Source organism: Paracoccus sp. S1E-3, assembly GCF_013868135.1.
Classification (GTDB): domain Bacteria; phylum Pseudomonadota; class Alphaproteobacteria; order Rhodobacterales; family Rhodobacteraceae; genus Paracoccus.
Map to the genome: position 1 here is coordinate 1,653,659 of NZ_JACEMU010000004.1, position 22,304 is coordinate 1,675,962.

Sequence of the window (22,304 nt, forward strand, 5' to 3'; positions counted from 1 at the left end):
GCCGGAAAGGCCGAAATGTCCTGGACCGACGAACGCGTCGAAACGCTCAAGCGGATGTGGTCTGAGGGCCAGTCCGCCAGCCAGATCGCGAAAGAACTGGGCGGCGTGACGCGCAATGCGGTGATCGGCAAGGTGCACCGCCTTGGTCTGTCGAACCGTGACGAGGCCGAGGCAGAGGCTCCCGCGCCTGAACCCGCCAAGCCCGAGGCGAAGGCCAAGCCCGCGGCGGCCCCCAAGGCGAAGGCCGCCACCCCCAAGCCCGAGCCGGTAAAGGTCGAAGCCAAGCCCGAACCGGAGCCCGAGCCCGAAGAACCTGCGGCCGAGCCCGCCGCCCCGGTGGCCTTCACCCCGCGCCGCCCCATCGTTCCTGCGGGACAGCCGCTGCCGCCGCAGCCTTCGGCCAATGAAATCAGCCCCGAAGCGCTGGCGACCGTGCGCGAGATCGAGAAGCGCGCCCGCAAGCTGACCCTGATGGAGCTGACCGAGCGGACCTGCAAATGGCCCATCGGCGACCCGGCTACCGACAAGTTCTGGTTCTGCGGCCTGCCCTCGCAGCCCGGCAAACCCTATTGCGAGGCCCATGTCGGCGTCGCCTTCCAACCGATGAGCTCGCGCCGGGACCGCCGCCGCTGATGCTGGGCTGGCTGGATCAGGCCGCGACCGGCGGCGGTGACGGCGCACATGCCCTGATGCGCCGGATCGCCGCCGCGCTGGAAGCCGATGGCGTGACCGTGCGCGGCGCGATCCAGACCAACACGCCGCTCGGCGCCGATTGCCATTGCGACATGGTGCTGGAGGTTCTGGGCGATGCGGGACCTGACGTGACCATCTCGCAGGATCTGGGCCGCGAATCGACGGGCTGCCGGCTGGATGCGGGCGCGCTGGAAGCGGCAGCGCAGCGGGTGCTGGACACGCTGCCAGTGGCGCAGATGGTGTTGCTGAACAAATTCGGCAAGCAGGAAATTCTGGGCCGGGGCATGGTCGCCGTCATCGCCGCCGCGATGGAGCGCGACCTGCCGGTGCTGATTTCCGTCGCGCCGCAGCAGCGGGCGGCGTTCCTGGCCTTTGCCGGTGATATGGCCGTGCAGCTGGCCCCCGAGGACGCAGCGGACTGGTGCCGCGCCGCCGCGCAGGTTCCCGCGTGATCGAGGTCGACGCGCGCGGGCTTCTTTGCCCGCTGCCCGTCCTGCGCCTGCGCAAAATCCTGAACGGTGCCGCGCCCGGCACCCGTGTGGCGCTTCTCGCCACCGATGCCATGGCCGCTGTCGACGTGCCGCATTTCTGCGCGGAAGCGGGGCACGCCCTGATCTCGGTCACGCAGGAGAAGGACGCCATCCGATACGAGGTTATGCGCGGCGATGCCTTCGCCTGGCGCGCCCCCGCTTAGCGCACCTGCCCCAGCCGGCCCGCCGCGATCGCGGCCATGTTCAGGATGTCATTGACCGTCGAGGAGGTCGAACAGATCTGAATCGGCTTGTCGACGCCGGTCAGGATCGGTCCGATTACCGTCGCGCCCGCCATTTCCTGCATCAGTTTCACCGAAATGCTGGCCGAATGCCGCGCCGGCACCACCAGCACATTGGCCGGCCCGGTCAGGCGCGAGAACGGGTATTTTGCCGCCTGATCCATGTTCAGCGCCACATCGACGGTCATTTCGCCCTCATATTCGAAATCGACCCGGCGGCGGTCCAGCACATGGGTCGCCTCGGCCATCTTTTCGGCGCGCTCGCTGACCGGATAGCCGAAGTTGGAGAATGACAGGAAGGCCACGCGCGGGTCCAGCCCCAGATCGCGGGCGACATGGGCACCGCGGGTGCCGATATCGGCCAGATCCTCGGCCTCGGGCCATTCATGGACCAGCGTGTCGCCGATCAGCACGATGCGGCCCTTGTGCAGCACGGCGGTGATGCCCACTGCCCCGTCCTGCGGGCGCACGTCGAAGACCTGCCCGATCTGGGCCAACACATGGGCGTTCTTGCGTGTGGCGCCCGTCACCAGCCCGTCGCCGTGCCCATGGGCCAGCATCAGCGCGGCAAAGACGTGGCGGTCGCGGTTGACTTCCTTGTGGGCGTCCTCGCGGTCGACGCCCTGGCGCTGCAGGCGGCGATACAGAAAGTCATGATAGGTATCGAGATGGCGCGTCGTCGCGGCACTGACGATACTGAGTTCGCGCGCCGCATCGCCAAGGCCCGCCGCCTCCAGCTTCTCGCGCACATCCGATTCGCGGCCGACCACGATCGAGGACCCCATGCCGCCGCGCTGCCACGCCACGGCGGCGCGCAGCACGCGCGGGTCGTCGCCCTCGGCGAAGATCATCCGCGCCTGATGCTGGCGGGCGCGGGCGTGGATGCCCTGCAGGATCGCCGCCGTCGGGTCCATTCGTGCCTTCAGCGCGTGGGTATAGGCCTCCATGTCGATGATCGGGCGTCGCGCCACGCCGGTATCCATTCCGGCGCGCGCCACTGCAGGAGGGATCACATGGATCAGGCGCGGGTCGAAGGGGGTCGGGATGATATAGTCGCGGCCGAATTGCAGCTTGCGGCCGTAAGCCACCGCGACCTCGTCCGGCACATCCTCGCGCGCGAGTTCCGCCAGTGCGCGCGCGCAGGCCAGCTTCATCTCGTCATTGATGGCGCGGGCGTGGATATCCAGCGCCCCACGGAACAGGTAGGGGAAGCCCAGCACGTTGTTGACCTGATTGGGGTAATCGCTGCGACCCGTGGCCACGATGGCGTCGGGACGGACGGCATGGGCTTCTTCCGGGGTGATTTCCGGGTCCGGGTTCGCCATGGCGAAGATGACCGGGTTCTCGGCCATGCTTTCGACCATCGCGGGTGTCACCGCGCCCTTGGCCGAGACGCCCAGAAACACGTCCGCGCCCTTCATCGCGTCTTCCAGCGTGCGGGCCTCAGTCACCACGGCATGGGCCGATTTCCACTGGTTCATGCCCTCGGTCCGGCCCTGCCAGATCACCCCCTTGGTGTCGCACATGAGGCAGTTTTCATGCCGCGCACCCATGGTCTTGATCAGTTCCAGACAGGCGATGCCGGCCGCGCCGGCGCCGTTCAGGACGATCTTCACATCTTCGATCCGCTTGCCCGACAGTTGCAGCGCGTTCATCAGACCGGCGGCGCAGATCACCGCGGTGCCGTGCTGGTCGTCGTGGAAGACGGGAATGTCCATCAGCTCCTTCAACCGGCTTTCGATGATGAAGCATTCGGGCGCCTTGATGTCCTCAAGGTTGATGCCGCCGAAGGTCGGACCCATCAGCCGCACGGCCTGAATGATCTCGTCGGGGTCTTCGGTGTCCAGTTCGATGTCGATGGCGTTCACATCGGCGAAGCGCTTGAACAGCACCGCCTTGCCCTCCATCACCGGCTTCGACGCCAGCGCGCCGAGGTTCCCCAGCCCGAGGATCGCCGTCCCGTTCGAGATCACCGCCACCAGATTGCCCTTGGTGGTATAGTCGTAAGCCGTCTCCGGCCGCGCGGCGATGGCCTCGACCGGCACCGCGACGCCCGGCGAATAGGCCAGCGACAGGTCGCGCTGCGTGGCCATGGGGGTCGAGGGCACGACGTCGAACTTCCCCGGACGCGGCTCCATGTGATAGGCCAGCGCCTCCTCGGGGGTGATGCGGTTGCGGGGGGTCTTGTCGCTCATCGGTCCTCCGGGGCATGGGTCAGGCATCTCTACCCGCGCCACGAAGGCCGTCAATCAGTTTGCGCCATCATCCGCCGGCGGCTTCACCCCGAAGACCGCACAATACAGCGCCGGCACGAACAGCAGCGTAATCAGCGTGCCGGCGATGATACCGCCCATCATCGCATAGGCCATCGGTCCCCAGAACACCTGCCGCGAGATCGGGATCAGCGCCAGCGACGCCGCCGCCGCCGTCAGCAGGATCGGTCGGGCACGGCTGTCCGAGGCTTCGTAAACCGCATCCCAGCGGGTGCGGCCCTTCTCGATCAGGACCTGCACCTCATGGACGAGGATGATCGAGTTACGGATCAGAATCCCCGCCAGCGCCAGAATCCCCAGGATCGCCACGAAGCCCATCGGCACCCCGAAGCCAACCAGCACCGCGACCACGCCGATCAGACCCAGCGGAGCGGCGGCGAAAACGATGGCCGACAGCCGGAAGCTCTGCATCTGCGCCATGACCAGAAAGGCCATGATCAGCAGCATCATCGGGACCACGGCGGCAATCGGCTGCTGGCTGTCGGCCGAGGATTCAACCGTGCCGCCGATCTCGACCTTGATATTCGACGGCAGCGTCTTCTCGAATTCGGCGATCCGCGGCGCCAGCGCCTTCACCAGCGTCGCCGGCTGATCCTTCGAATTGATCGCCGCCTTCACCGTCACCGTGGGCAGCCCGTCGCGCTGCTTGATCAGCGGCTGTTCGGTGTCGTAGACGGCGGTGGCGAGGCTGGCCAGCGGGATCGGCGTGCTCATCGGTGTCGAGAGTTGCAGGTTGCGCAGCGTGTCGATGGTGGTGCGCTCATCCGCGCTGCCACGGGTGACCACATCGATCAGGAATTCGTCGTCGCGCAGCTGCGTCACCGTCCGCCCGGAGAACATCGCCGCCAGCGCGCCGGCGATATCGGCCGAACTGATGCCAAGCCGCCGCGCCTGATCCTGACTGACCTTCAGCCGGACCACCCGCGCGGGCTCGTTCCAGTCAAGCGCCACGCCGGTCAGGCGCGGCTCGGCCGAGATGACGGCGGCCAGGTCGCGGGCGGCGTCCCGCGTCGCCTCGATATCGGGACCCGAGACGCGGTATTGCACCGGCTTGCCGACCGGCGGCCCGATCTCGAGGTTGCTGACATAGATTTCGGCGCCGTAAAGCTCGGTCTCGGCGGTCTCGCGCAGCTTGGCCTTGACGCGGTCGCGGGCCGCCAGATCGGGGGTCTGGACGACAATCTGGCCCATATGCGGTCCAGGGGTCGGCAGGTCCATCGCCAGCACGAAACGCGGCGCGCCGCGCCCGACATAGGAGGTCCAGAACAGCACGTCCGGGTCGTCCTTCAGCTGCGATTCCAGCTTGTCCATCACCTCGCGCGTGGCCGCGATCGAGGCGTTCTGCCGCAGTCCCACATCGACCAGCACCTCCGGCCGGTCCGAGGTGGGGAAAAACTGCTGCTCGACAAAGCGCATCCCCCCGATCGAGACCGCGAAGGCCGCCAGTGTGATCCCGATGGTGATCCATTTGAACCGCATCGACAGCTTCAGCAGCCGGTGGAAGCCGCTGCGCAGCCAGCCCGCTTTTTCGCTGTGATGCTTCATTGTCTTGGGCAGGAACGTCACCCCCAGAAGCGGCGCGAACAGCACCGCCACCACCCAGCTGACCAGCAGCGAAATGGCGATCACCACGAACAGCGAGAAGGTGAACTCCCCCGCCGCCGAACTGTTCAGCCCGATCGGGATGAATCCTGCCACCGTGACCAGCGTGCCGGTCAGCATCGGAAACGCAATCGAGGTCCAGGCATACGAAGCCGCGTCGGTCAGCGTCTCGCCCAGTTCCAGCCGCGAGATCATCGTTTCGATGGCGATCATGGCGTCATCGACCAGCAGCCCCAGCGCGATGATCAGCGCCCCGAGCGAGATCCGCTGCAGCGTGATGCCCAGATAGTCGAGGAAGATGAAGGTGATCGCGAGCACCAACGGGATGGTCATGGTCACCACCAGCCCGGCCCGCCAGCCGAGACTGACAAAGCTGACCAGCAGCACGATGGCGACGGCCTCGATAAGGGCGCGGACGAAATGGCTGACGGCCTCGTCGACGACATGGGGCTGGTCGGCGAATTTCGCCATCTCGATCCCTACCGGCAGGTCGGCGGCGACCTTGTCCATCAAGGCGTCGACCTGGGCGCCGAATTCCAGGATGTTGCCCCCGGCCTTCATGCCGATCTGCAGCCCGATGGCGGGCTTGCCCTCGAAGCGGAACAGCTCCTTCGGGGGGTCTTCATAGCCGCGGCGCACCGTCGCCACATCGGCCAGGTTGAAGAACCGGTCGCCGATGCGCAGGTTGACCGCCGCGATGGCGTCGGAATCGTCGAACTGGCCATCGACCCGGACCAGAATGCGTTCCGGCCCCGATTCGATCACCCCCGAGGGCGCGATGGCGTTCTGGTTGGCCAGCGTGGCTATCACCTCCTCCTGATTCAGCCCCAGGGCGGCCAGACGCGAGGGCGAAAATTCCAGATAGATCTCCTCGTCCTGCTCACCCAGCAATTCGACCTTGCCGGCCAGCGGCAGCGCCTGCACCAGATCGCGGATATCATCGACGCGGTCGCGCAATTCGCGGGGGCTGAAGCCATCGGCGGTGAAGGCATAGATATTGCCGAAGACATCGCCGAAATTGTCGTTGAACTGGAAGCCGGCGAATTCCTGCGGAAATTCGGGGCGGATATCCGACATCATCTCGCGGACGCGTTTCCAGACATCGGGAACCCGTTTGCCCCGAATGGTCTGGTCCAGTTCGATATAAACCACCGCCTGCCCCGGCATGGTGACCGAACGGGTGAAGTCCAGCTCGTCCAGTTCCTCCAGCTTCTTCTCGATCCGCTTGGTGACCTGGTTGAGCGTTTCGTCGATCGAGGCACCGGGCAGCGCCGCGCTGATGACCATCACCTTGATGGTGAAGTTCGGGTCTTCCTCGCGGCCGAGATTGGCGTAGGAAATCGCGCCCGCCAGCATCGACACGATCAGCAGGAACCAGACGAAACTGCGATGCTTCAGCGCCCAGTCGGACAGGTTGAACCTTGGACCCTGTGTCATGGCTCGACCCTTTCACCAACGGCTTGCCCTTCGGTCAGCGAATGGACCCCGCGTATGACCACTTCTTCGCCCGCCGACAGGCCCCCGCTGACCTCGACCAACCCGTTCAGGCGGACGCCCAGCGTGACCGCCCGCAACGAAACCGTGGCCGCCACGCCCTCGCGGTCGACGATCCAGACCGCAGGGGCGTCCTTGGTGCCGGCGATGGCGACCTCGGGCAGGATCAGGAAATTGCTGCGTGGGCCGCCATGCTGGGCACGGATCAGCGCGCCCAGCCGGAAATCGGTTGGATTGTCCATCGCCAGATGCAGGCGGCGGGTGCGGGTGGCGGCATCGGCCAGCGGCTCGATCCGGCTGACGCGGCCGGGGGTGCGGGTGGCCTCGTCTGACTCCAGCCAGATATCGACCAGCGTGCCGACCGGCATGGTCGAGACCACCGCCTCGGGCAGGTCGATCACCGCCTCGCGCGTGTTGACATCGGACAGGGTCAGCACCGGCGTGCCCGAGCCGACTACCGCGCCCGGATTCTCCATCACCGCCGAAACCACCCCATCAAAGGGTGCCACCAGCCGGGCAAAGCCTTCGGCATCGGCGGCGCGGGCCAGTTCCGATTGCGCCTGCGCCAGCCCCGCTTCGGCCGATTTCAGGCCCCGCTCGGCCTGTTCCAACTGGGCGCGGGTGGCGACGTTGCGCGCCGCCAGATCGCGGGTCCGCTCGGCCGTGGCGCGCGCGGTTTCCAGCGTCACCTCGGCCGCGTCCACGGCCGAGCGCGCGGCGCGGACATTAGCCTGCAGATCATCGGGGGTCTGTTCCGCCAGCAGCGCGCCCTCCAGCACGTGATCGCCCACATCGACCGGGCGCGCCGACAACCGGCCAAGAGTCTGGAAACCCAGCTGCACCTCGGTCCCGGCGACGACGACACCGGGGAAGCTGCGCAGCACTGACGGCATGTCGGCCAACACCACCGAGACCACGGGCCGCGGCGGCATTTCGGGCGCAGTCTCGGACCTGCGCTGCCAGGGCAGTTCGAAAGCCGTAGCCGGCGCGGACAGAAGCAGCGTCAGGAGCGGAAAGATCAGCGCGGTCCGGGATCTGGTCATGGATTTCCCGCCACCACTTCCCGGCCCGGAAACAGCTTCTGGGCCCCTTCGCCGACAACGATCTCGCCCGGTGCGACACCGCCCGACAGCAGCACAACCCCGTCGTCGAACCGCAGGATATCGACCGCGCGCAAGGCCACCCGGTTGGCCTCGTCGACCACCCAGACCCCCGGCGCCCCCCCACCCGAGGTCAGCGCCGTCCACGGGATCTCGACCGCTTCGCCGGTTGCCAGCACCATCTTGCCACGCACCAGCGCGCCCAGCAGATCAACATCCGCCGGCGCGTCATCCACCAGCGCCCGCACCCGGACCGAGCCGGTCGAGGGATCGACCAGCGGCGAGATCTCGGTCACCGTTCCGGTCATCGGCGGCGCATCCACATCCAGCGCCGACAGCGCCACGGAAATGCCCATCACCTCGTTCAGGATCGGCAGGTCCGGGGTCATGAACACCGCCTCGATCCCGTTATGCGCCGCCAGCGACAGCACCGCCTGCGCCGCGCCGACGACCTGCCCCGGCTCGCCCGAGCGGGCAGTCACCACGCCGTCGAACGGCGCCCGCAACTCGGTATCCTCGACCGAGCGGCGCGCCTGGTCGAGCGCGCTGCGCGCCTGCTGGGTCTGGGTCTCGGCCTCGCTGAGGGCCTGGCGCGCGCTGTCACGCGCGGCGCGGGTGCCGACGCCGCGATCCAGCATCGCCTGCGCCCGCTCGGCCGCCTGACGGGCCTGCTGCGCCGCCGCCTCGGCTGCCGCCAATGTCGCCGTGGCGACATTCAGCGATTGCTGCAATTGCAACGGATCGATTCGGCCCAGCACCTGCCCGGCGGTGAACTGGTCACCCTCGCTGACCAGCATCTCGCTGATGCGGCCGCTCTGGCGGAAGCCCAGATCGACACTATCCACGGCTTCCAGCGTTCCCGTCAGCTCGATCTGCATGCTGGTTTCGCGCGTGACCACGGGCAGAAATTCGACCCGCAGCGGCACGTCGGCTGCGGCCGGGTTCGTCCCGGCCAGGACCCCGATGACCGCTAGGGCACCGCTGATCGCACCCGCCCCCCGGCGGGCGGCGACACCATGGACCACATCGACCTCCTTATGTCTGGGCGACGATTGCCCGAAGCGATCCCGTTTGAAAACCCCCTGCGCCAGTCCGTGCCGTGGCGTCAAGCGCTTGGAAGCGGTGGATTTTCGCCGGAAGGTTAACGTATCTGGCGGGAATTGGCGATGCGCGGGGACCGACATTGCCGGTCACGCCTGCGCGATGCTCTCTTTTCTCGCGCGGGACGGCTGCTTATGATTGCGGCATAACGAGTATCCGGCCCCCAGATGTTGCGCATTAACGATCAGATTTCCGTCGAGGAATGGGAGCTTGTGGAAAGCTTCACCCGCGCCCAGGGGCCGGGCGGGCAGCATGTGAACAAGGTCGAAACCGCGGTCGAGTTGCGCTTCGAGGCCGAGCGCTCGCCAAACCTGCCCGATCCGGTGAAGCGCCGCCTTCAGCGGCTGGCGGGACGCCGCTGGACCCAGGACGGCGCGGTGGTGATCCTGGCGCAGGAAACCCGCAGCCAGGCACGCAACCGCGAGTTGGCCCGCGAAAAGCTGGCCGAGCTGATCCTGAAGGCCACCGTCGCGCCCAAGCGCCGCATCGCCACCCGCCCGACGCTGGGCAGCCAACGCCGCCGCCTGAAAGCCAAGTCCGAACGCGGCACCGTCAAGGCCCTGCGCGGCCGGGTCGACACCGATGAATGAGCTGCGCAACCTGCTGGGCCGGATGCTCGGCCGCCGCCCCCCTGCGCTGCAGGTCGGCGCGCTGTGCCTGCAACCCAAGACGGGCCGGGTCCTGCTGATCACCAGCCGGGGCACCGGGCGCTGGATCATCCCGAAAGGCTGGCCGATGGACGGCCGCAGCGTCGGCGGTGCGGCGCTGCGCGAAGCCTGGGAAGAAGCCGGCGTGCGCGGCAAGGTCGAGGAAACCGCCTTCGGCCGCTACAGCTATGACAAGCGGCTGACCGGGGGCCTCAGCGCGCCGGTCGAAGTGCAGGTCCATCTGGTCCGGGTCGAGCGGCTGGACAAGACCTTCCCCGAGCGCAAGGAGCGTCAGCGCCGCTGGTTCACCCCGGACGAGGCCGCCGAGCTGGTGGACGAAGCCGGGCTGGCCCGCCTGCTGCGCCGGCTGCCCGGCTAGGCATGCCGATGTCGTCGCCATGCCGCGCAAGGCCGCTTGTCGTAACGTCGCCATGGCTTATGTTCTAGGCAATGCTGAACGGGCGCGACTTTCGAATTCTCGACAAGGATCTGGACCGGCTCGGCCATGCCGAGGGCGCCGGCCGCGTGGCCGCGCGCCCCTTGCGCCGGCTGGGACTGGTCCTGGGCATCAGCCTGCTGGCGCTGCTGGTCGCCGCTTTGGCGGGCGTGGCCTTGCCCGCGCAGGCGCCGCTGATCGCGGGCTTCTCGGTCGCGCTTTACATGGGGCTGAACATCGGCGCCAACGATGTCGCGAACTCGGTCGGGGCGGCGGTCGGGGCGCGGGCGATCCCGCTGGGGCTGGGGCTGACGCTGGTGGCCGCGGCCCAATTGGCCGGCGCGCTGCTGGCTGGCGACACGGTGACCGAAACCATCGCGAGCGATATTCTGACGCTCAGTCCGTTGGGGCCTGATGCCGCGCCGGGGCGGATCATGGCGGCCGCGCTGGTGGGTGCGGCGCTGTGGATCACGCTGGCGAACTGGGCGCGCGCGCCGGTGTCGACGACCCACAGCGTCATCGGCGCCGTGGCCGGTGCCGGCATGGCGGGGCTGGGGATGGCGGCGATCAACTGGCCGGTGGTGGCGGGGATCGCGCTTGGCTGGATGGTGGCGCCCATCGCGTCGGCCCTGCTGGCCGCAGCGGTGCTGGGGCTGCTGCGCTGGCGCGTGCATTTCGCGCCCGACCGCGTGGCGGCGGCGCGGATCTGGCTGCCGGCGCTGATCGGCGTCACTGCCACCATCTTCGCGGCCTATCTGCTGACCCTGCCCGGCCGCCCTCCGCTGGAAGGCGGCGCCATCGCCGCCTGCGCGGCGCTCGGGCTGGTGGTCTTTGCCTTCGCGCGCCGCCATCTGGATCGCCAGATCGCGGCGCAGCCTTCACAGGACCTGTCGCTGAAAAACCTGCTGGCCGGCCCGCTGATCGTGACGGTCATACTGTCGGGCTTCGCCCATGGCGCCAATGACGTGGCCAATGTCGCCGGTCCGCTGTCGGTGATGATGAACAGTGCCGATCCCGGCGAGCTGCCCTTGTGGGTGATCGGGCTGGCGGGCCTCAGCGTGGCGCTGGGATCGCTGATCTTCGGGCGCAGGCTGGTGCGCATGGTCGGCAGCTCGATCACCCGGCTGAACACCGTGCGCGCCTTCTGCGCGGCGCTGGCGGCGGCGGCGACGGTTCTGGCCTGCTCGGCCGCAGGGCTGCCGGTCTCAACCACGCATTGCGCGGTGGGGGGCATCTTCGGCGTCGGCTTCTATCGCGAATGGGAGGATCGCTTCCGCCGCAAGACCCCGGCATCCCTGCCCGCCGAGGAACAGCACCGCCGCCGTCTGGTCAGACGCAGCCATGTCTGGACCACGCTGGCGGCCTGGGCGGTCACCGTTCCCTGCGCGGGCGCCGTTGCGGCGGTGACATACCTGCTGCTGACGTTGGCGGCCTGAATCGGAATCTTTCTGGCGACGTTAACCGTCCCGTGATATTCATCAGCTATATCAACGCGGATAACAGCGTGACGAGGCAGTGATGATTCGAGCAATCCGGGCCGGACTGGCCCTGACTCTTCTGGCAATCCTGGCCGCCTGCGGCGGCGGCGACAGTGCACCGGGCGCCCCGCGCGCCCCGCGCTTTCTGGCCTATGACGGGCCGCCGGTCACGCAGGTCGTGATCAACAAGTCCGACCGGATGATGTATCTGCTTTCGGGCAAGACGGTGCTGAAATCCTACAAGGTCGGGCTGGGCAACCAGCCGGTCGGCGCCAAGCAGTTCGAAGGCGACGGCAAGACGCCGGAAGGCATCTATTTCATCGACCGTTTCAACCCGCGCAGCACCTATCACCTGTCCGTCGGCGTCAGCTATCCCAACACCCAGGACACCGCCCGCGCGCTCGCCGCAGGTCTGCGGCCCGGTGGCGACATCTTCATCCACGGCCGCGGCCGTGAAGGCGCGGCGGCGGCAAGGGCGAAGAAGGTCGACTGGACCGCCGGCTGCATCGCCGTCGAAGACAGCGAGATCGAGGAGATCTTCGCCATGGTGCAGGGCGGCGTCCCGGTCGTCATCAACCCCTGACCGATCCCCATCGGGCAGTCGCCCTTCCGGCCGGTTTCGCGGCCGGACGTGACACATTTCCGCTTTGAGCGGACATGAACAAGACGCCTGCCGGGGCCTTCCTCGGCAGGCGTCTGTTGCGTTGCGCGCCGGTCCGCCGCCGCAGGAACAGGCCGGAACCACGGTCTTGAATATGCTGGCGCTTCGCGCCAATCGCGCAGGGTTGCGCGATCAGCAGACCGGGGCGCCGGGCCAAAAGTGAGGAAGGTGGTCCGGCCCATGACGCGGACCGCTTCGCCCAAAACCTAGGCGAATCGCTTGGCCCCGGCGACACAGGCGACCACCAGCACGGTCACGAAAATCATCGCCCACTGGACCGGCTCGCCCAGCAGCAGCCCCGCCAGGAGCAGCCCGAAGAAGGGTTGCAGCAGTTGCAGTTGTCCGACGCCGGCTATGCCGCCACGGGCCAGACCGCGATACCAGAAGACGAAGCCGACCAGCATGCTGAAGATCGAGACATAGGCGAGGCACAGCCAGGCCGGCAGCGTCACGGCCGCAAAGTCCGCGGGTCGGACCAGCACCGCCAGGATCAGCATGGGCGGCAGGGACAGCAGCAGCGCCCAGCAGATCACCTGCCAGCCCCCGAGCCGCCGCGACAGCACGGCGCCCTCGGCATAGCCCAGCCCGCACAGAACGATTGCCGCCAGCATCAGGAGATCGCCTTTCAGGCTGCCTCCGCCCTGCAACAGGGCGAAGATCACCACCGTCAGGCTGCCCGCACCGGAGAACAGCCAGAAGGCCGGTCGAGGTCGCTCGCCCCCCCGCAGGACGCCAAAAACCGCCGTGGCCAAGGGAAGAAGGCCGACGAAGACAATGGAATGCGCGGCGGTGATATGTTGCAGCGCCAGCGCGGTCAGCAGCGGAAAGCCCACAACCACGCCGAGCGATACCAGGGCGAGCGCCCCCAGATCCGTGCGGGAGGGCCGCGGCTGACGTAATCCGGTCAGCAACGCCGCCCCCAGGAACGCCGCCAACACCGCGCGGGCGGATGTCAGAAAGACCGGACTGAATTCGGCGACGGCCACCCGCGTGGCCGGCAACGAACCGCTGAAAATCATCACCCCAAGAAACCCGCTGCCCCAGCCATCGCCCCATCGCATCGTCGGTCTCCCCGTCACCCTACCGCTGATTTACGCGAAACGGGCTGGTGCAGACAGCAACAGAGCAATACAATTTGACCGAACCGTATTGGTAATAACACCCATACAATCAGGTCATGACATCCCAGGCACCGCGCACGATCCAAGTCATGGAAACGATCCGCAGCCGCATCTCGACGCGCGCGTTGCTGCCGGGCGAGCGGCTTCCCTCGATCCGCCGCCTTGCCGCCAGCATGGGCCTGTCCCCGTCAACCGTGGTCGAGGCTTACGAACGGCTTGCAGCCGAGGGCCTCATCCGGTCGCGGCCGGGTGCGGGCTTCTATGTGGCGGGCGCCGGGCCATCGCTGGAGATGCGCGATCCCGCCTCGGCGCGCGATCGGGCGGTGGACCCGTTCTGGGTGTCGCGGCAGACGCTTGATGCGCCGGATACGGCGCTGCGACCGGGCTGCGGCTGGCTGCCCCCCGACTGGATGCCCGAGGCGGCGCTGCGCCGGGCGCTGCGTCAGGTCGCGCGCGGCGATGCGGGGGTGCTGACCGATTACGGCAGCAGTCAGGGCCTGACGGATCTGCGCCGACTGCTGGCCCGGCAGTTTGCCGATGAAGGCCTGGCGGTCGGACCGGATGACATTCTGCTGACCGGCTCGACCTCGCAGGCGCATGATCTGATCTGCCGCTACCTGCTGCGGCCGGGCGACACCGTCCTGCTGGATGACCCCTGCTATTTCAATTTCCAGGCGCTGCTGCGGGTCTACAAACTGCGGATCATCAGTGTGCCCATGACGCCCTTCGGCCCCGATCTCGCCGCCTTTGCCGAGGCGCTGCGCGATCACGCCCCACGGCTCTACATCACCAATTCCGCGCTGCACAATCCGACCGGCGCGACCATGTCGGCGCAGATCGCGCATCGCCTGCTGACTTTGGCGACCAGCCATGACCTCACCATCGTCGAGGACGAGACATTCGCGGCGCTGGAACCCGATCCGTCGCCGCGCCTCGCCGCGCTGGATGGGCTGGAGCGGGTGATCCGCGTCGGCGGTTTTTCGAAGACGCTGTCGGCTTCCATCCGCTGCGGCTATATCGCCGGGCCGACAGCGCTGATCGACACGTTGACCGATCTGCAGGTCGCGACCAGCTTCGGCGGTCCCGGACCGCTGGCTGCCGAGGTCGTCCATGCCGCGCTGAGTGACGGCAGTTACCGCAAGCATGTCGCTGCGCTACGTCAGCGGCTGTCCCGCAAGCAGCGCGAGGTGGCTCGCAAGCTTGCGGCCATGGGGATCGAGCCCTGGCTGATGCCGAGGGGGGGCTTCTACCTGTGGTGCCGGTTGCCCGAGGGACGCGATGCCGGGCAGATTGCGCGCCGCACGCTGCATGACAACCTTGTCCTGGCACCCGGAAACGTCTTCAGCCCGGCGCAGACCGCCGCCGGGCTCATGCGCTTCAACATTGCCCAGATGCCCGACCGCGCCTTTGACATCCTTGCCCAGATACTCTCCGAATCCGTCGCTGAACCCGGCGCGCAGCCATCCGCGAGCAGCCCATGAGCACGCCCGGTCAGCGGCCCCAGGCAGCGCCACCGGGCATCTGATCCTGACGGCGCTGCGTCGCAGAAACCCTCGGCGCGTCGCGGAGGTGATGACGCGATCGGTTTCGGATTGCCGTTCCGCGCCACGCTGATCCCCCCAGCAACGATCTGGTGAACCTGCGCGCCCAGCGGCGGTGGCCTGACAGGCTGCGCAAAGCGAATGCCCCACGCAGCCATCAGCTGCACGGGGCATGAAAGGCAGGACGGGAAGGGCGCCTCAGGTGCCGGTCATCCCGTCCCAGAAGCTTTTGACCTTGTCGAAGAAGCCGGTCGATTGCGGCGAGTTGTCGGCCTTGATCTGGTCGAACTCGCGCAACAGTTCTTTTTGCCGCGCGGTCAGGTTGACCGGGGTTTCCACGACCAGCTCGATCATCATGTCGCCAGGTTCGTCATTGGCGCGGGCACCGTGGCGCAGCGGCGGCATGCCCTTGCCGCGCAGGCGCATCTGCCGCCCGGTCTGGCTGCCCGCCGGCACCTTCACGCGCGAGCGGCCACCATCGATGGTGGGCACCTCGACCTCGCCGCCAAGCGCTGCGATGACCATGCCGACCGGCACCTGGCAGGCCAGCATCTTGCCGTCGCGCAGGAAGATCTCGTGTTCCTTGACGGTGACGAAGATATACAGATCGCCCGAGGCGCCGCCGCGCAGACCGGCTTCGCCTTCGCCCGCCAGACGGATCCGGGTGCCGGTTTCGACGCCGGCCGGGATATTGACCTGCAAGCTGCGCTTCTGCTCGACGCGGCCCTGTCCGGCGCAGGCCGGGCACGGGTTCTTGACCATCTGACCCTGACCGTTGCAGGTCGGGCAGGTGCGCTCGACGGTGAAGAAGCCCTGACTGGCCCGGACCTTGCCCATGCCCGAACAGGTCGGGCAGGTAACGGGTTCGACCTTGCCCTCGGCACCGGTGCCGTCGCATTCATCGCAGGTGACCGAGCCGGGCAGGCTGATCGTCTTCTGAATCCCTTCGAACGCCTCCTCCAGCGTGACCGACAGGTTATAGCGCAGGTCCTGTCCCCGGCTGGGCCGCGCCCGGCCGCCCGGCTGGCCGCCGCGGGCGCCCATGAAATCGCCGAACAGATCCTCGAATACATCGGCGAAGGCCGATCCGAAATCGCCCTGACCGCCACTACGCCCGAAGCCGCCAAAACCGCCGCTGCCGTCGAACGCGCCGTGGCCGAAGCGGTCATAGGCGGCCTTCTTCTGCGGGTCCTTCAGGCAGTCATAGGCCTCGTTGACTTCCTTGAATCTCGATTCGGCCGTCGGATCGGCGCCGTTGCGATCGGGATGCAGCTCTTTCGCCTTGTTGCGATAAGCCTTCTTGATTTCGTCGCCTGCGGCGCCCTTGGAAACACCCAGCGTTTCGTAATAGCAGCGTTTCGCCATTCCGTACCCCTTACGCAAAGGCCGGTCCGAGCGGGATGCCCGAACCGGCCTCGCCGTTCATCTGCGCTTACTTGCGCTTGCCTTCGCCGAGATCTTCGAAATCGGCGTCGACGATATCGTCATCCACATCGCGGGGGCCTTCGCCGCCGCCCGCCTCGCCCTCATCGGACTGCTGCGCCTTGTAGATGGCCTCGCCCAGACGCATCGAGGCGTCCATGACGTTCTGGATGCCGCCCTTGATCTTGCCGGCATCTTCCGACTTCAGGGCTTCCTCCAGCGCGCCGATGGCCAGCTCGATCGCTTCGACGGTCGAGCCGTCAACCTTGTCGCCATGCTCGTCCAGCGATTTCTTGGTCGAATGGATCAGGCTTTCGGCCTGATTCTTGACCTCGACCAGCTCGCGGCGGGACTTGTCGGCCTCGGCATTCGCCTCGGCGTCGCGGACCATCTTCTCGATCTCGTCATCGGACAGACCGCCCGAGGCCTGAATGGTGATGTTCTGCGACTTGCCCGTGCCCTTGTCCTTGGCGTTCACCGACACGATGCCGTTGGCGTCGATGTCGAAGGTCACCTCGATCTGGGGCAGACCGCGCGGGGCCGGCGGGATGTCTTCCAGGTTGAACTGGCCCAGCAGCTTGTTGTCGGCGGCCATTTCACGCTCGCCCTGGAACACCCGGATCGTCACCGCGTTCTGGTTGTCCTCGGCGGTCGAGAAGACCTGCGACTTCTTGGTCGGAATGGTGGTGTTGCGGTCGATCAGCCGGGTAAAGACACCGCCCAGGGTTTCGATGCCCAAGGACAGCGGGGTCACGTCCAGCAGCACCACGTCCTTGACGTCGCCCTGCAGAACACCGGCCTGAACAGCCGCACCCAGCGCCACCACCTCGTCAGGGTTCACGCCCTTATGGGGCTCCTTGCCGAAGAAGCCCGAGACTTCCTCGATCACTTTCGGCATCCGGGTCATGCCACCGACCAGAACCACCTCGTCAATGTCGGCTTTCGAGACGCCGGCGTCCTTCAGGGCGGCCTTGACCGGGTCCATGGTGCGCTTGATCAGATCGCCGACCAGGCTTTCCAGCTTGGCGCGGGTCAGCTTGACGACCATGTGCAGCGGCGTGCCCGAGTTCTTGTCCATCGAGATGAACGGCTGGTTGATCTCGGTCTGGGTCGAGCTGGACAGTTCGATCTTGGCTTTCTCGGCGGCCTCTTTCAGGCGCTGCAGAGCCATCTTGTCCTTGGTCAGATCGACGCCGTGTTCCTTTTTGAACTCGTCGGCCAGATAGTTGACGATGCGCATGTCAAAGTCTTCGCCGCCGAGGAACGTGTCCCCGTTGGTCGATTTCACTTCGAACAACCCGTCGTCGATTTCCAGAATGGTGATGTCGAAGGTGCCGCCGCCGAGGTCATAGACCGCGATCGTCTTCGATTCCTTCTTGTCCAGACCGTAGGCCAGTGCGGCGGCGGTCGGCTCGTTGATGATGCGCAGGACTTCGAGGCCGGCGATCTTGCCCGCATCCTTGGTCGCCTGACGCTGGGCGTCGTTGAAATAGGCGGGCACAGTGATGACGGCCTGGGTGACGGGTTCGCCCAGGTAGCTTTCCGCCGTTTCCTTCATCTTGCCCAGGATCATGGCGCTGATCTGCGCGGGCGAGTATTTCTCGTCCCGAGCCTCGACCCAGGCGTCGCCGTTGCCGCCATCGATGATCTCATAGGGGACCAGTTTCTTGTCCTTTTCCACGGCCGGGTCGGTGACGCGGCGGCCGATCAGGCGCTTGACGGCGAAAATGGTATTGGTGGGGTTGGTCACGGCCTGACGCTTGGCCGGCTGACCGACGAGGCGTTCATTTTCCGTGAAGCCCACTATGGACGGCGTGGTGCGCGCGCCTTCGCTGTTTTCGATCACCTTCGGCTGGCTGCCATCCATGATGGCGACAACACTGTTAGTGGTGCCCAGGTCGATCCCGATGACTTTAGACATGTATTAACCTTTCTTCCGGCGATTTCTGCGGTCAGCGGGTCCATGCAAGGCCCCCGCCGGCCTGATCCCTTATTTTACCAACCGTCCCGATGGCCGGCTTCGTTGGGCTATATAGGAAGGCTGATTTCGGCCTGCAAGAACTGGCGCCACCTGTCGGGCGATGGATTTTCATCAATTTCGGCAGGTGCTTCAGCGTCCCGCTGTCCAGCTGAGCGAGACCTCGTTGCGGGTCACGAATTCCCCCATCAGGCCGATCATCGCCAGGACCATCGTGACGTAGATCGGATACAGAAGGCTGGAATTGTGCGGCGTGTAGTTGATGAAGGCGAAGCCGCGCGTCTGGTCGATGATGTGAAACAGCGGGTTCCAGTCGAACGCCCGCAGGATAAAATGGGGCAGCGTGTTGGCCACCACCATCTTGCCCGACGTGAACATGTTCATCCGCATGTAGAACTGGCTGGCGATCATCACCCCGCGCGGCCACCACGGCTGCGCCGCCCGAAAGACCATGCCGATACAGCAACCGCTGAACCAGGCCAGCAGAAACATGCCGATGCAGGGAATCAGCTGCTCGATGCCCAGCGGTTCGATGAAGGTATTGGTGAACAGCAGCAGCACCGTGCAGGCCAGCACCTGCTGATACAGCGAAGCCAGCGCCGAGGCGCTGATCGAGATGGCCGTATTCATCGGTGTGTGCTTCATCAGCGGCGAAACCGGCCCCTCGGCCGACATCACCGCCATGATCCCCTGGTTATGGGTCATGAACATGAAGATGCCGGTCATGATATAGACGATAAAGTTCCCCCGGATCGGCGAATCGCGCACGCCGAGAATCATGAACAAGGCATAGAAGCCCGCCACCATCATCAGTCCGCGCAGGATCGTCATCAGCAGGCCGACGATGGCGCTGCGTTCGCCCTTGCGCAACTTGTAGACCGTCATGTGATAGATCAGGGCGATCGTCGTCAGCGCGGCCTGAAATAGATTGGTGGTTCTGCGCTGCTGAAACAACTGCCCTCACTGACGGGTTCACCTTCCGGCGCGTCCGGCTTGCCCTGAACCCAAGCCCGGATCATAAGTGGCGGAACAGCCCTGCACAATCAAACATGCAAGGTTCGGTGAATGAATGGTAAATGTCTGGAGGGCGACATGGATTTCGACAGGCTCACCACCGTCATGCGGCAGCTTGCGCTTCGGGCCGGCGACAAGATCATGCAGATTTATGGCACCGAGGATTTCGAGGTCCGCGCGAAATCGGACGCCTCGCCGGTGACCGAGGCCGACGAGGCCGCCGACGCACTGATCTCGGCCGGACTGCGCGCCGAATTTCCCGATGTCACGCTGGTGACCGAGGAGCAATCCGCCACCCATGGCCAGGAGGCCCGCACCTTCCTGATCGTCGATCCGCTGGACGGCACCAAGGAATTCGTGCAGCGGCGCGGGGATTTCACCGTCAACATCGCCTATGTCGAGGACGGCGTGCCGCTGCGCGGCGTGGTCTATGCACCGGCCAAGGGTCGGCTGTTCTATACCACCGCCGATGGCCGCTCGGTCGAGGAGACGGGCCCCTTCGGCGAGACCCCCGGCGAGACCCGGTCGATCGGTGTCAACGCCATGCCTGACAATCGCGGGTTGATGGTGGTGGCGTCGAAATCGCACCGGGACGCGGCGACCGACGCCTATATCGCGCGCTACAGGGCGCGCGACATGACCTCGGCGGGGTCCTCGTTGAAATTCTGCCTGGTCGCGACCGGGGAAGCCGACCTCTATCCGCGCCTCGGCCGGACGATGGAATGGGACACCGCGGCCGGTGATGCCGTCCTGCGCGGCGCCGGCGGCGAGGTGGTGCGCTTTGACGATCATACGCCCCTGACCTATGGCAAGCCGGGCTTCGAGAACCCGTTCTTCATCGCCTATGCGCCGGGCGTGCTGCTGGTGAAAGACAGCGTCTGATGTCGGTGGTCATCCTCATCCCGGCGCGCTTCGCCTCGACCCGCTATCCCGGCAAGCCACTGGCCATGCTGACGGGTGCGACCGGGGAATCGCTGTCGCTGATCGAACGCAGCTGGCGCGCGGCCCAGGACGTGTCGGGCATCGACCGCGTCGTCGTCGCCACCGATGACGACCGCATCCGCGATGCCGCCATCAGCTTCGGGGCCGAGGTGGTGATGACCTCGCCCGAATGTCGCAACGGGACCGAGCGCTGCGCCGAGGCGGTGGCGAATCTGGGCATCTCCCCCGAGATCGTCGTGAATCTGCAAGGCGACGCGCCATTGACCCCCGCATGGTTCATCGAGGATCTGGTCGCCGCCCTGCGCGCCGACAAAGACGCGGATCTGGCCACGCCGGTGCTGCAGACCTCGGGCCGGATGCGCGCCGATCTGCTGGCCGACCGCGCCGCCGGGCGCGTCGGCGGCACCACCGCCGTCTTCGGCGCGCAGATGCAGGGCCTCTATTTCTCCAAGGAGGTGATCCCCTATGCCGGCCGCAACTTCGCCCCGGACGAGATCACCCCGGTCTTCCACCATGTCGGCGTCTACGCCTATCGCCCCGAAGCGCTGGCGGCCTATCCCACCTGGCCCGAAGGCCGTCTGGAAAAGCTGGAGGGGCTGGAGCAGCTGCGCTTCCTGGAAAACGGCCGCCGCATTCTCTGCGTCGAGGTCGAAGCCCGCGGCCGCCAGTTCTGGGAGCTGAACAACCCCGAGGACATTCCCCGCATCGAAGCCATGCTGGCGGAGATGGGTCAGGCGTGAGCGGACCTGCCGCCTGCACCCTTCCCACCACCAGCGTCGTCGTCGTCTCCCGCGGCAGGCCCGCGCATTTGCGGCTGTGCCTGACCGCGCTTGACCAGCAATACCACACCGATTTCGAGATCATTCTGGTCGCCGATCCAGAAGGGCTGCGGCAATGCCCCGACCTGCCACTCAAGCGGCTGGGATTCGATGTGCCGAACATCTCGGCGGCGCGCAATCTCGGGCTGGCGCAGGCGGCCGGGGCGGTCATCGCCTTCATCGACGATGATTCCGTGGCCGAGCCAACCTGGCTCGCGCGGCTGGCCGCGCCCTTCGCCGATTCCGCAGTGATCGCAGCCACCGGCTGGACCCGCGATCGCGACGGCTTTCGCTGGCAAAGCCAGACCCAGCGGATCACCCGCGACGGGCTGCCGCGCAGCCTGCCCGCCGATCCCCGTCCCAGCCTGCTCGGCCCCGAGGCGGGCGAGCCGGTGGGCACGCTGGGCACCAATTGCGCCTTCCGCGCCACGGCGTTGCGCCAGATCGGCGGGTTCGACCCGATCTTCGCCTATCATCTGGACGAATCCGACGTGAATATGCGGCTCGCCGCCGCCTTTCCACGCGGGCTGACAGCGGTGGTGCCGGATGCGCAGGTGATCCACAGCCGCGCCAGCAGTCCCCGGCGTGACGCGGCCGCGATCCCACTGGACCTGCAGATGCAAGGCCGCTCGGCGGCACTGTTCGCACGCCGGCATGGCGGGGCGCCACCGGCCGAGGCGGTGGTGTCGCGGGTCCGCCGCCAGTTGATTCGGGCGATGCTGGACGGCCAGATCGCGCCGTCGCGCATCGCCCCGGTGCTGGCGACACTGAAGGCCGGGCTGGCGGCCGGACAGGCGCAGGTGCTGACGCCGCCGCCGCCCGCCCGCGCCGATCAGCCTGCGGCGTTTTGTCGCACCCTGCGCGCCCCACGGGACAGCACCGTGTTGGGCGGATGGCACTGGCGGGCGGCTGCACTGCGTGCCGATGCGGCCCGGCTGAAGGCGGAGGGTCATATCCCGACCATCCTGTTGTTGACGCCCAGCTTTCTGCCCCACCGCGTGCGGCTGACCGAACAGGGCTGGTTCGAGCAGACCGGTGGCCTCTGGGGGCCTTCCGAGCCGGGTGATTCGCCCGTGGCCAGCTGGCGGCTTCTTGAAAGAATCACCCGCGAGACAAATTTGGCGAACCGGCGCCGGAACTTAACGCTCTCGGCGGACGTTCCCGCGCCAAGCTTGTTCCGCTACGGAACTTGCAGGTAAATGAGTTATGAG

At 66.7% G+C, this 22,304-nt stretch carries 19 protein-coding genes; 11 read left to right on the forward strand and 8 right to left on the reverse strand.

The features are described 5' to 3' along the window. Positions 1–15 precede the first annotated feature (15 nt). From H1S04_RS08235 to H1S04_RS08245, 3 genes are read left to right on the forward strand one after another with little or no spacing between them, the layout of a single operon-like run. On the forward strand, positions 16–633 hold the full coding sequence (locus H1S04_RS08235) for a GcrA family cell cycle regulator (RefSeq protein WP_181745442.1): 618 nt from the start codon (positions 16–18) through the stop codon (positions 631–633). Continuing rightward, positions 633–1,145 (forward strand): DUF2478 domain-containing protein, encoded by a 513-nt coding sequence (locus H1S04_RS08240; protein ID WP_181745015.1) that lies wholly within the window; start codon positions 633–635, stop codon positions 1,143–1,145. The genes H1S04_RS08235 and H1S04_RS08240 overlap by 1 nt, the downstream gene beginning before the upstream one ends. Then, positions 1,142–1,387, forward strand: coding sequence for a sulfurtransferase TusA family protein (locus H1S04_RS08245; protein ID WP_370470461.1), 246 nt, complete (start codon positions 1,142–1,144; stop codon positions 1,385–1,387). The genes H1S04_RS08240 and H1S04_RS08245 overlap by 4 nt, the downstream gene beginning before the upstream one ends. Here the strand turns inward: H1S04_RS08245 and H1S04_RS08250 are convergent. The 4 genes from H1S04_RS08250 to H1S04_RS08265 are packed head-to-tail and all read right to left on the reverse strand — an operon-like array spanning position 1,384 to position 8,959. Then, positions 1,384–3,660: an NADP-dependent malic enzyme gene (locus H1S04_RS08250; protein WP_181745016.1), complete on the reverse strand. Its 2,277-nt coding sequence runs from the start codon at positions 3,658–3,660 to the stop codon at positions 1,384–1,386. The genes H1S04_RS08245 and H1S04_RS08250 overlap by 4 nt on opposite strands. A 54-nt stretch (positions 3,661–3,714) precedes the next feature. After that, on the reverse strand, positions 3,715–6,777 hold the full coding sequence (locus H1S04_RS08255; protein ID WP_181745017.1) for an efflux RND transporter permease subunit: 3,063 nt from the start codon (positions 6,775–6,777) through the stop codon (positions 3,715–3,717). Further along, positions 6,774–7,877 carry an efflux RND transporter periplasmic adaptor subunit gene (locus H1S04_RS08260; RefSeq protein ID WP_181745018.1) on the reverse strand — a complete coding sequence of 368 codons (1,104 nt, stop codon included), beginning with the start codon at positions 7,875–7,877 and terminating at the stop codon, positions 6,774–6,776. The genes H1S04_RS08255 and H1S04_RS08260 overlap by 4 nt, the downstream gene beginning before the upstream one ends. Next, entirely contained in the window at positions 7,874–8,959 is a 1,086-nt protein-coding gene (locus tag H1S04_RS08265; protein ID WP_181745019.1) for an efflux RND transporter periplasmic adaptor subunit, read from the reverse strand. Before H1S04_RS08265 ends, H1S04_RS08260 begins: the two co-directional genes overlap by 4 nt. Before the next feature lie 243 nt (positions 8,960–9,202). Here H1S04_RS08265 and arfB point away from each other — a divergent pair, with 243 nt between their 5' ends. From arfB to H1S04_RS08285, 4 genes are all read left to right on the forward strand, one after another. Next, entirely contained in the window at positions 9,203–9,625 is a 423-nt protein-coding gene (gene arfB / locus H1S04_RS08270) for an alternative ribosome rescue aminoacyl-tRNA hydrolase ArfB (protein WP_181745020.1), read from the forward strand. Further along, complete coding sequence (locus H1S04_RS08275; RefSeq protein ID WP_181745021.1) at positions 9,618–10,061, forward strand: NUDIX hydrolase; 444 nt, start codon at positions 9,618–9,620, stop codon at positions 10,059–10,061. Before arfB ends, H1S04_RS08275 begins: the two co-directional genes overlap by 8 nt. Positions 10,062–10,132: 71 nt before the next feature. Then, a complete protein-coding gene (locus tag H1S04_RS08280; protein ID WP_181745022.1) occupies positions 10,133–11,554 on the forward strand; it encodes an inorganic phosphate transporter in 1,422 nt (473 codons plus the stop codon). Positions 11,555–11,636: 82 nt separating this feature from the next. Beyond that, positions 11,637–12,179: a murein L,D-transpeptidase family protein gene (locus tag H1S04_RS08285; protein WP_181745023.1), complete on the forward strand. Its 543-nt coding sequence runs from the start codon at positions 11,637–11,639 to the stop codon at positions 12,177–12,179. A gap of 284 nt (positions 12,180–12,463) precedes the next feature. Here the strand turns inward: H1S04_RS08285 and H1S04_RS08290 are convergent, their stop codons facing one another. Next, positions 12,464–13,318 carry a DMT family transporter gene (locus tag H1S04_RS08290; protein WP_181745024.1) on the reverse strand — a complete coding sequence of 285 codons (855 nt, stop codon included), beginning with the start codon at positions 13,316–13,318 and terminating at the stop codon, positions 12,464–12,466. 149 nt (positions 13,319–13,467) lie between these two features. Between H1S04_RS08290 and H1S04_RS08295 the strand changes: the two genes are divergently transcribed. Then, entirely contained in the window at positions 13,468–14,859 is a 1,392-nt protein-coding gene (locus tag H1S04_RS08295; RefSeq protein WP_220185108.1) for a PLP-dependent aminotransferase family protein, read from the forward strand. Positions 14,860–15,117: 258 nt separating this feature from the next. Here the strand turns inward: H1S04_RS08295 and dnaJ are convergent, their stop codons facing one another. The 3 genes from dnaJ to H1S04_RS08310 form a co-directional block, all read right to left on the reverse strand. Continuing rightward, complete coding sequence (dnaJ, locus tag H1S04_RS08300) at positions 15,118–16,284, reverse strand: molecular chaperone DnaJ (protein ID WP_181745026.1); 1,167 nt, start codon at positions 16,282–16,284, stop codon at positions 15,118–15,120. 67 nt (positions 16,285–16,351) lie between these two features. After that, positions 16,352–18,262: a molecular chaperone DnaK gene (dnaK, locus tag H1S04_RS08305; RefSeq protein ID WP_181745027.1), complete on the reverse strand. Its 1,911-nt coding sequence runs from the start codon at positions 18,260–18,262 to the stop codon at positions 16,352–16,354. Between the two features lie 189 nt (positions 18,263–18,451). Then, positions 18,452–19,273, reverse strand: a complete 822-nt coding sequence (locus tag H1S04_RS08310; RefSeq protein ID WP_181745028.1) for an ABC transporter permease — start codon at positions 19,271–19,273, stop codon at positions 18,452–18,454. 138 nt (positions 19,274–19,411) lie between these two features. Between H1S04_RS08310 and cysQ the strand changes: the two genes are divergently transcribed. From cysQ to H1S04_RS08325, 3 genes are read left to right on the forward strand one after another with little or no spacing between them, the layout of a single operon-like run. After that, positions 19,412–20,215: a 3'(2'),5'-bisphosphate nucleotidase CysQ gene (gene cysQ, locus H1S04_RS08315; RefSeq protein ID WP_181745444.1), complete on the forward strand. Its 804-nt coding sequence runs from the start codon at positions 19,412–19,414 to the stop codon at positions 20,213–20,215. Then, positions 20,215–21,015, forward strand: a complete 801-nt coding sequence (locus H1S04_RS08320) for a 3-deoxy-manno-octulosonate cytidylyltransferase (protein ID WP_181745029.1) — start codon at positions 20,215–20,217, stop codon at positions 21,013–21,015. Before cysQ ends, H1S04_RS08320 begins: the two co-directional genes overlap by 1 nt. Next, positions 21,012–22,292 (forward strand): glycosyltransferase family 2 protein, encoded by a 1,281-nt coding sequence (locus H1S04_RS08325; protein ID WP_181745030.1) that lies wholly within the window; start codon positions 21,012–21,014, stop codon positions 22,290–22,292. The genes H1S04_RS08320 and H1S04_RS08325 overlap by 4 nt, the downstream gene beginning before the upstream one ends. The last annotated feature ends 12 nt before the right edge of the window (positions 22,293–22,304 follow it).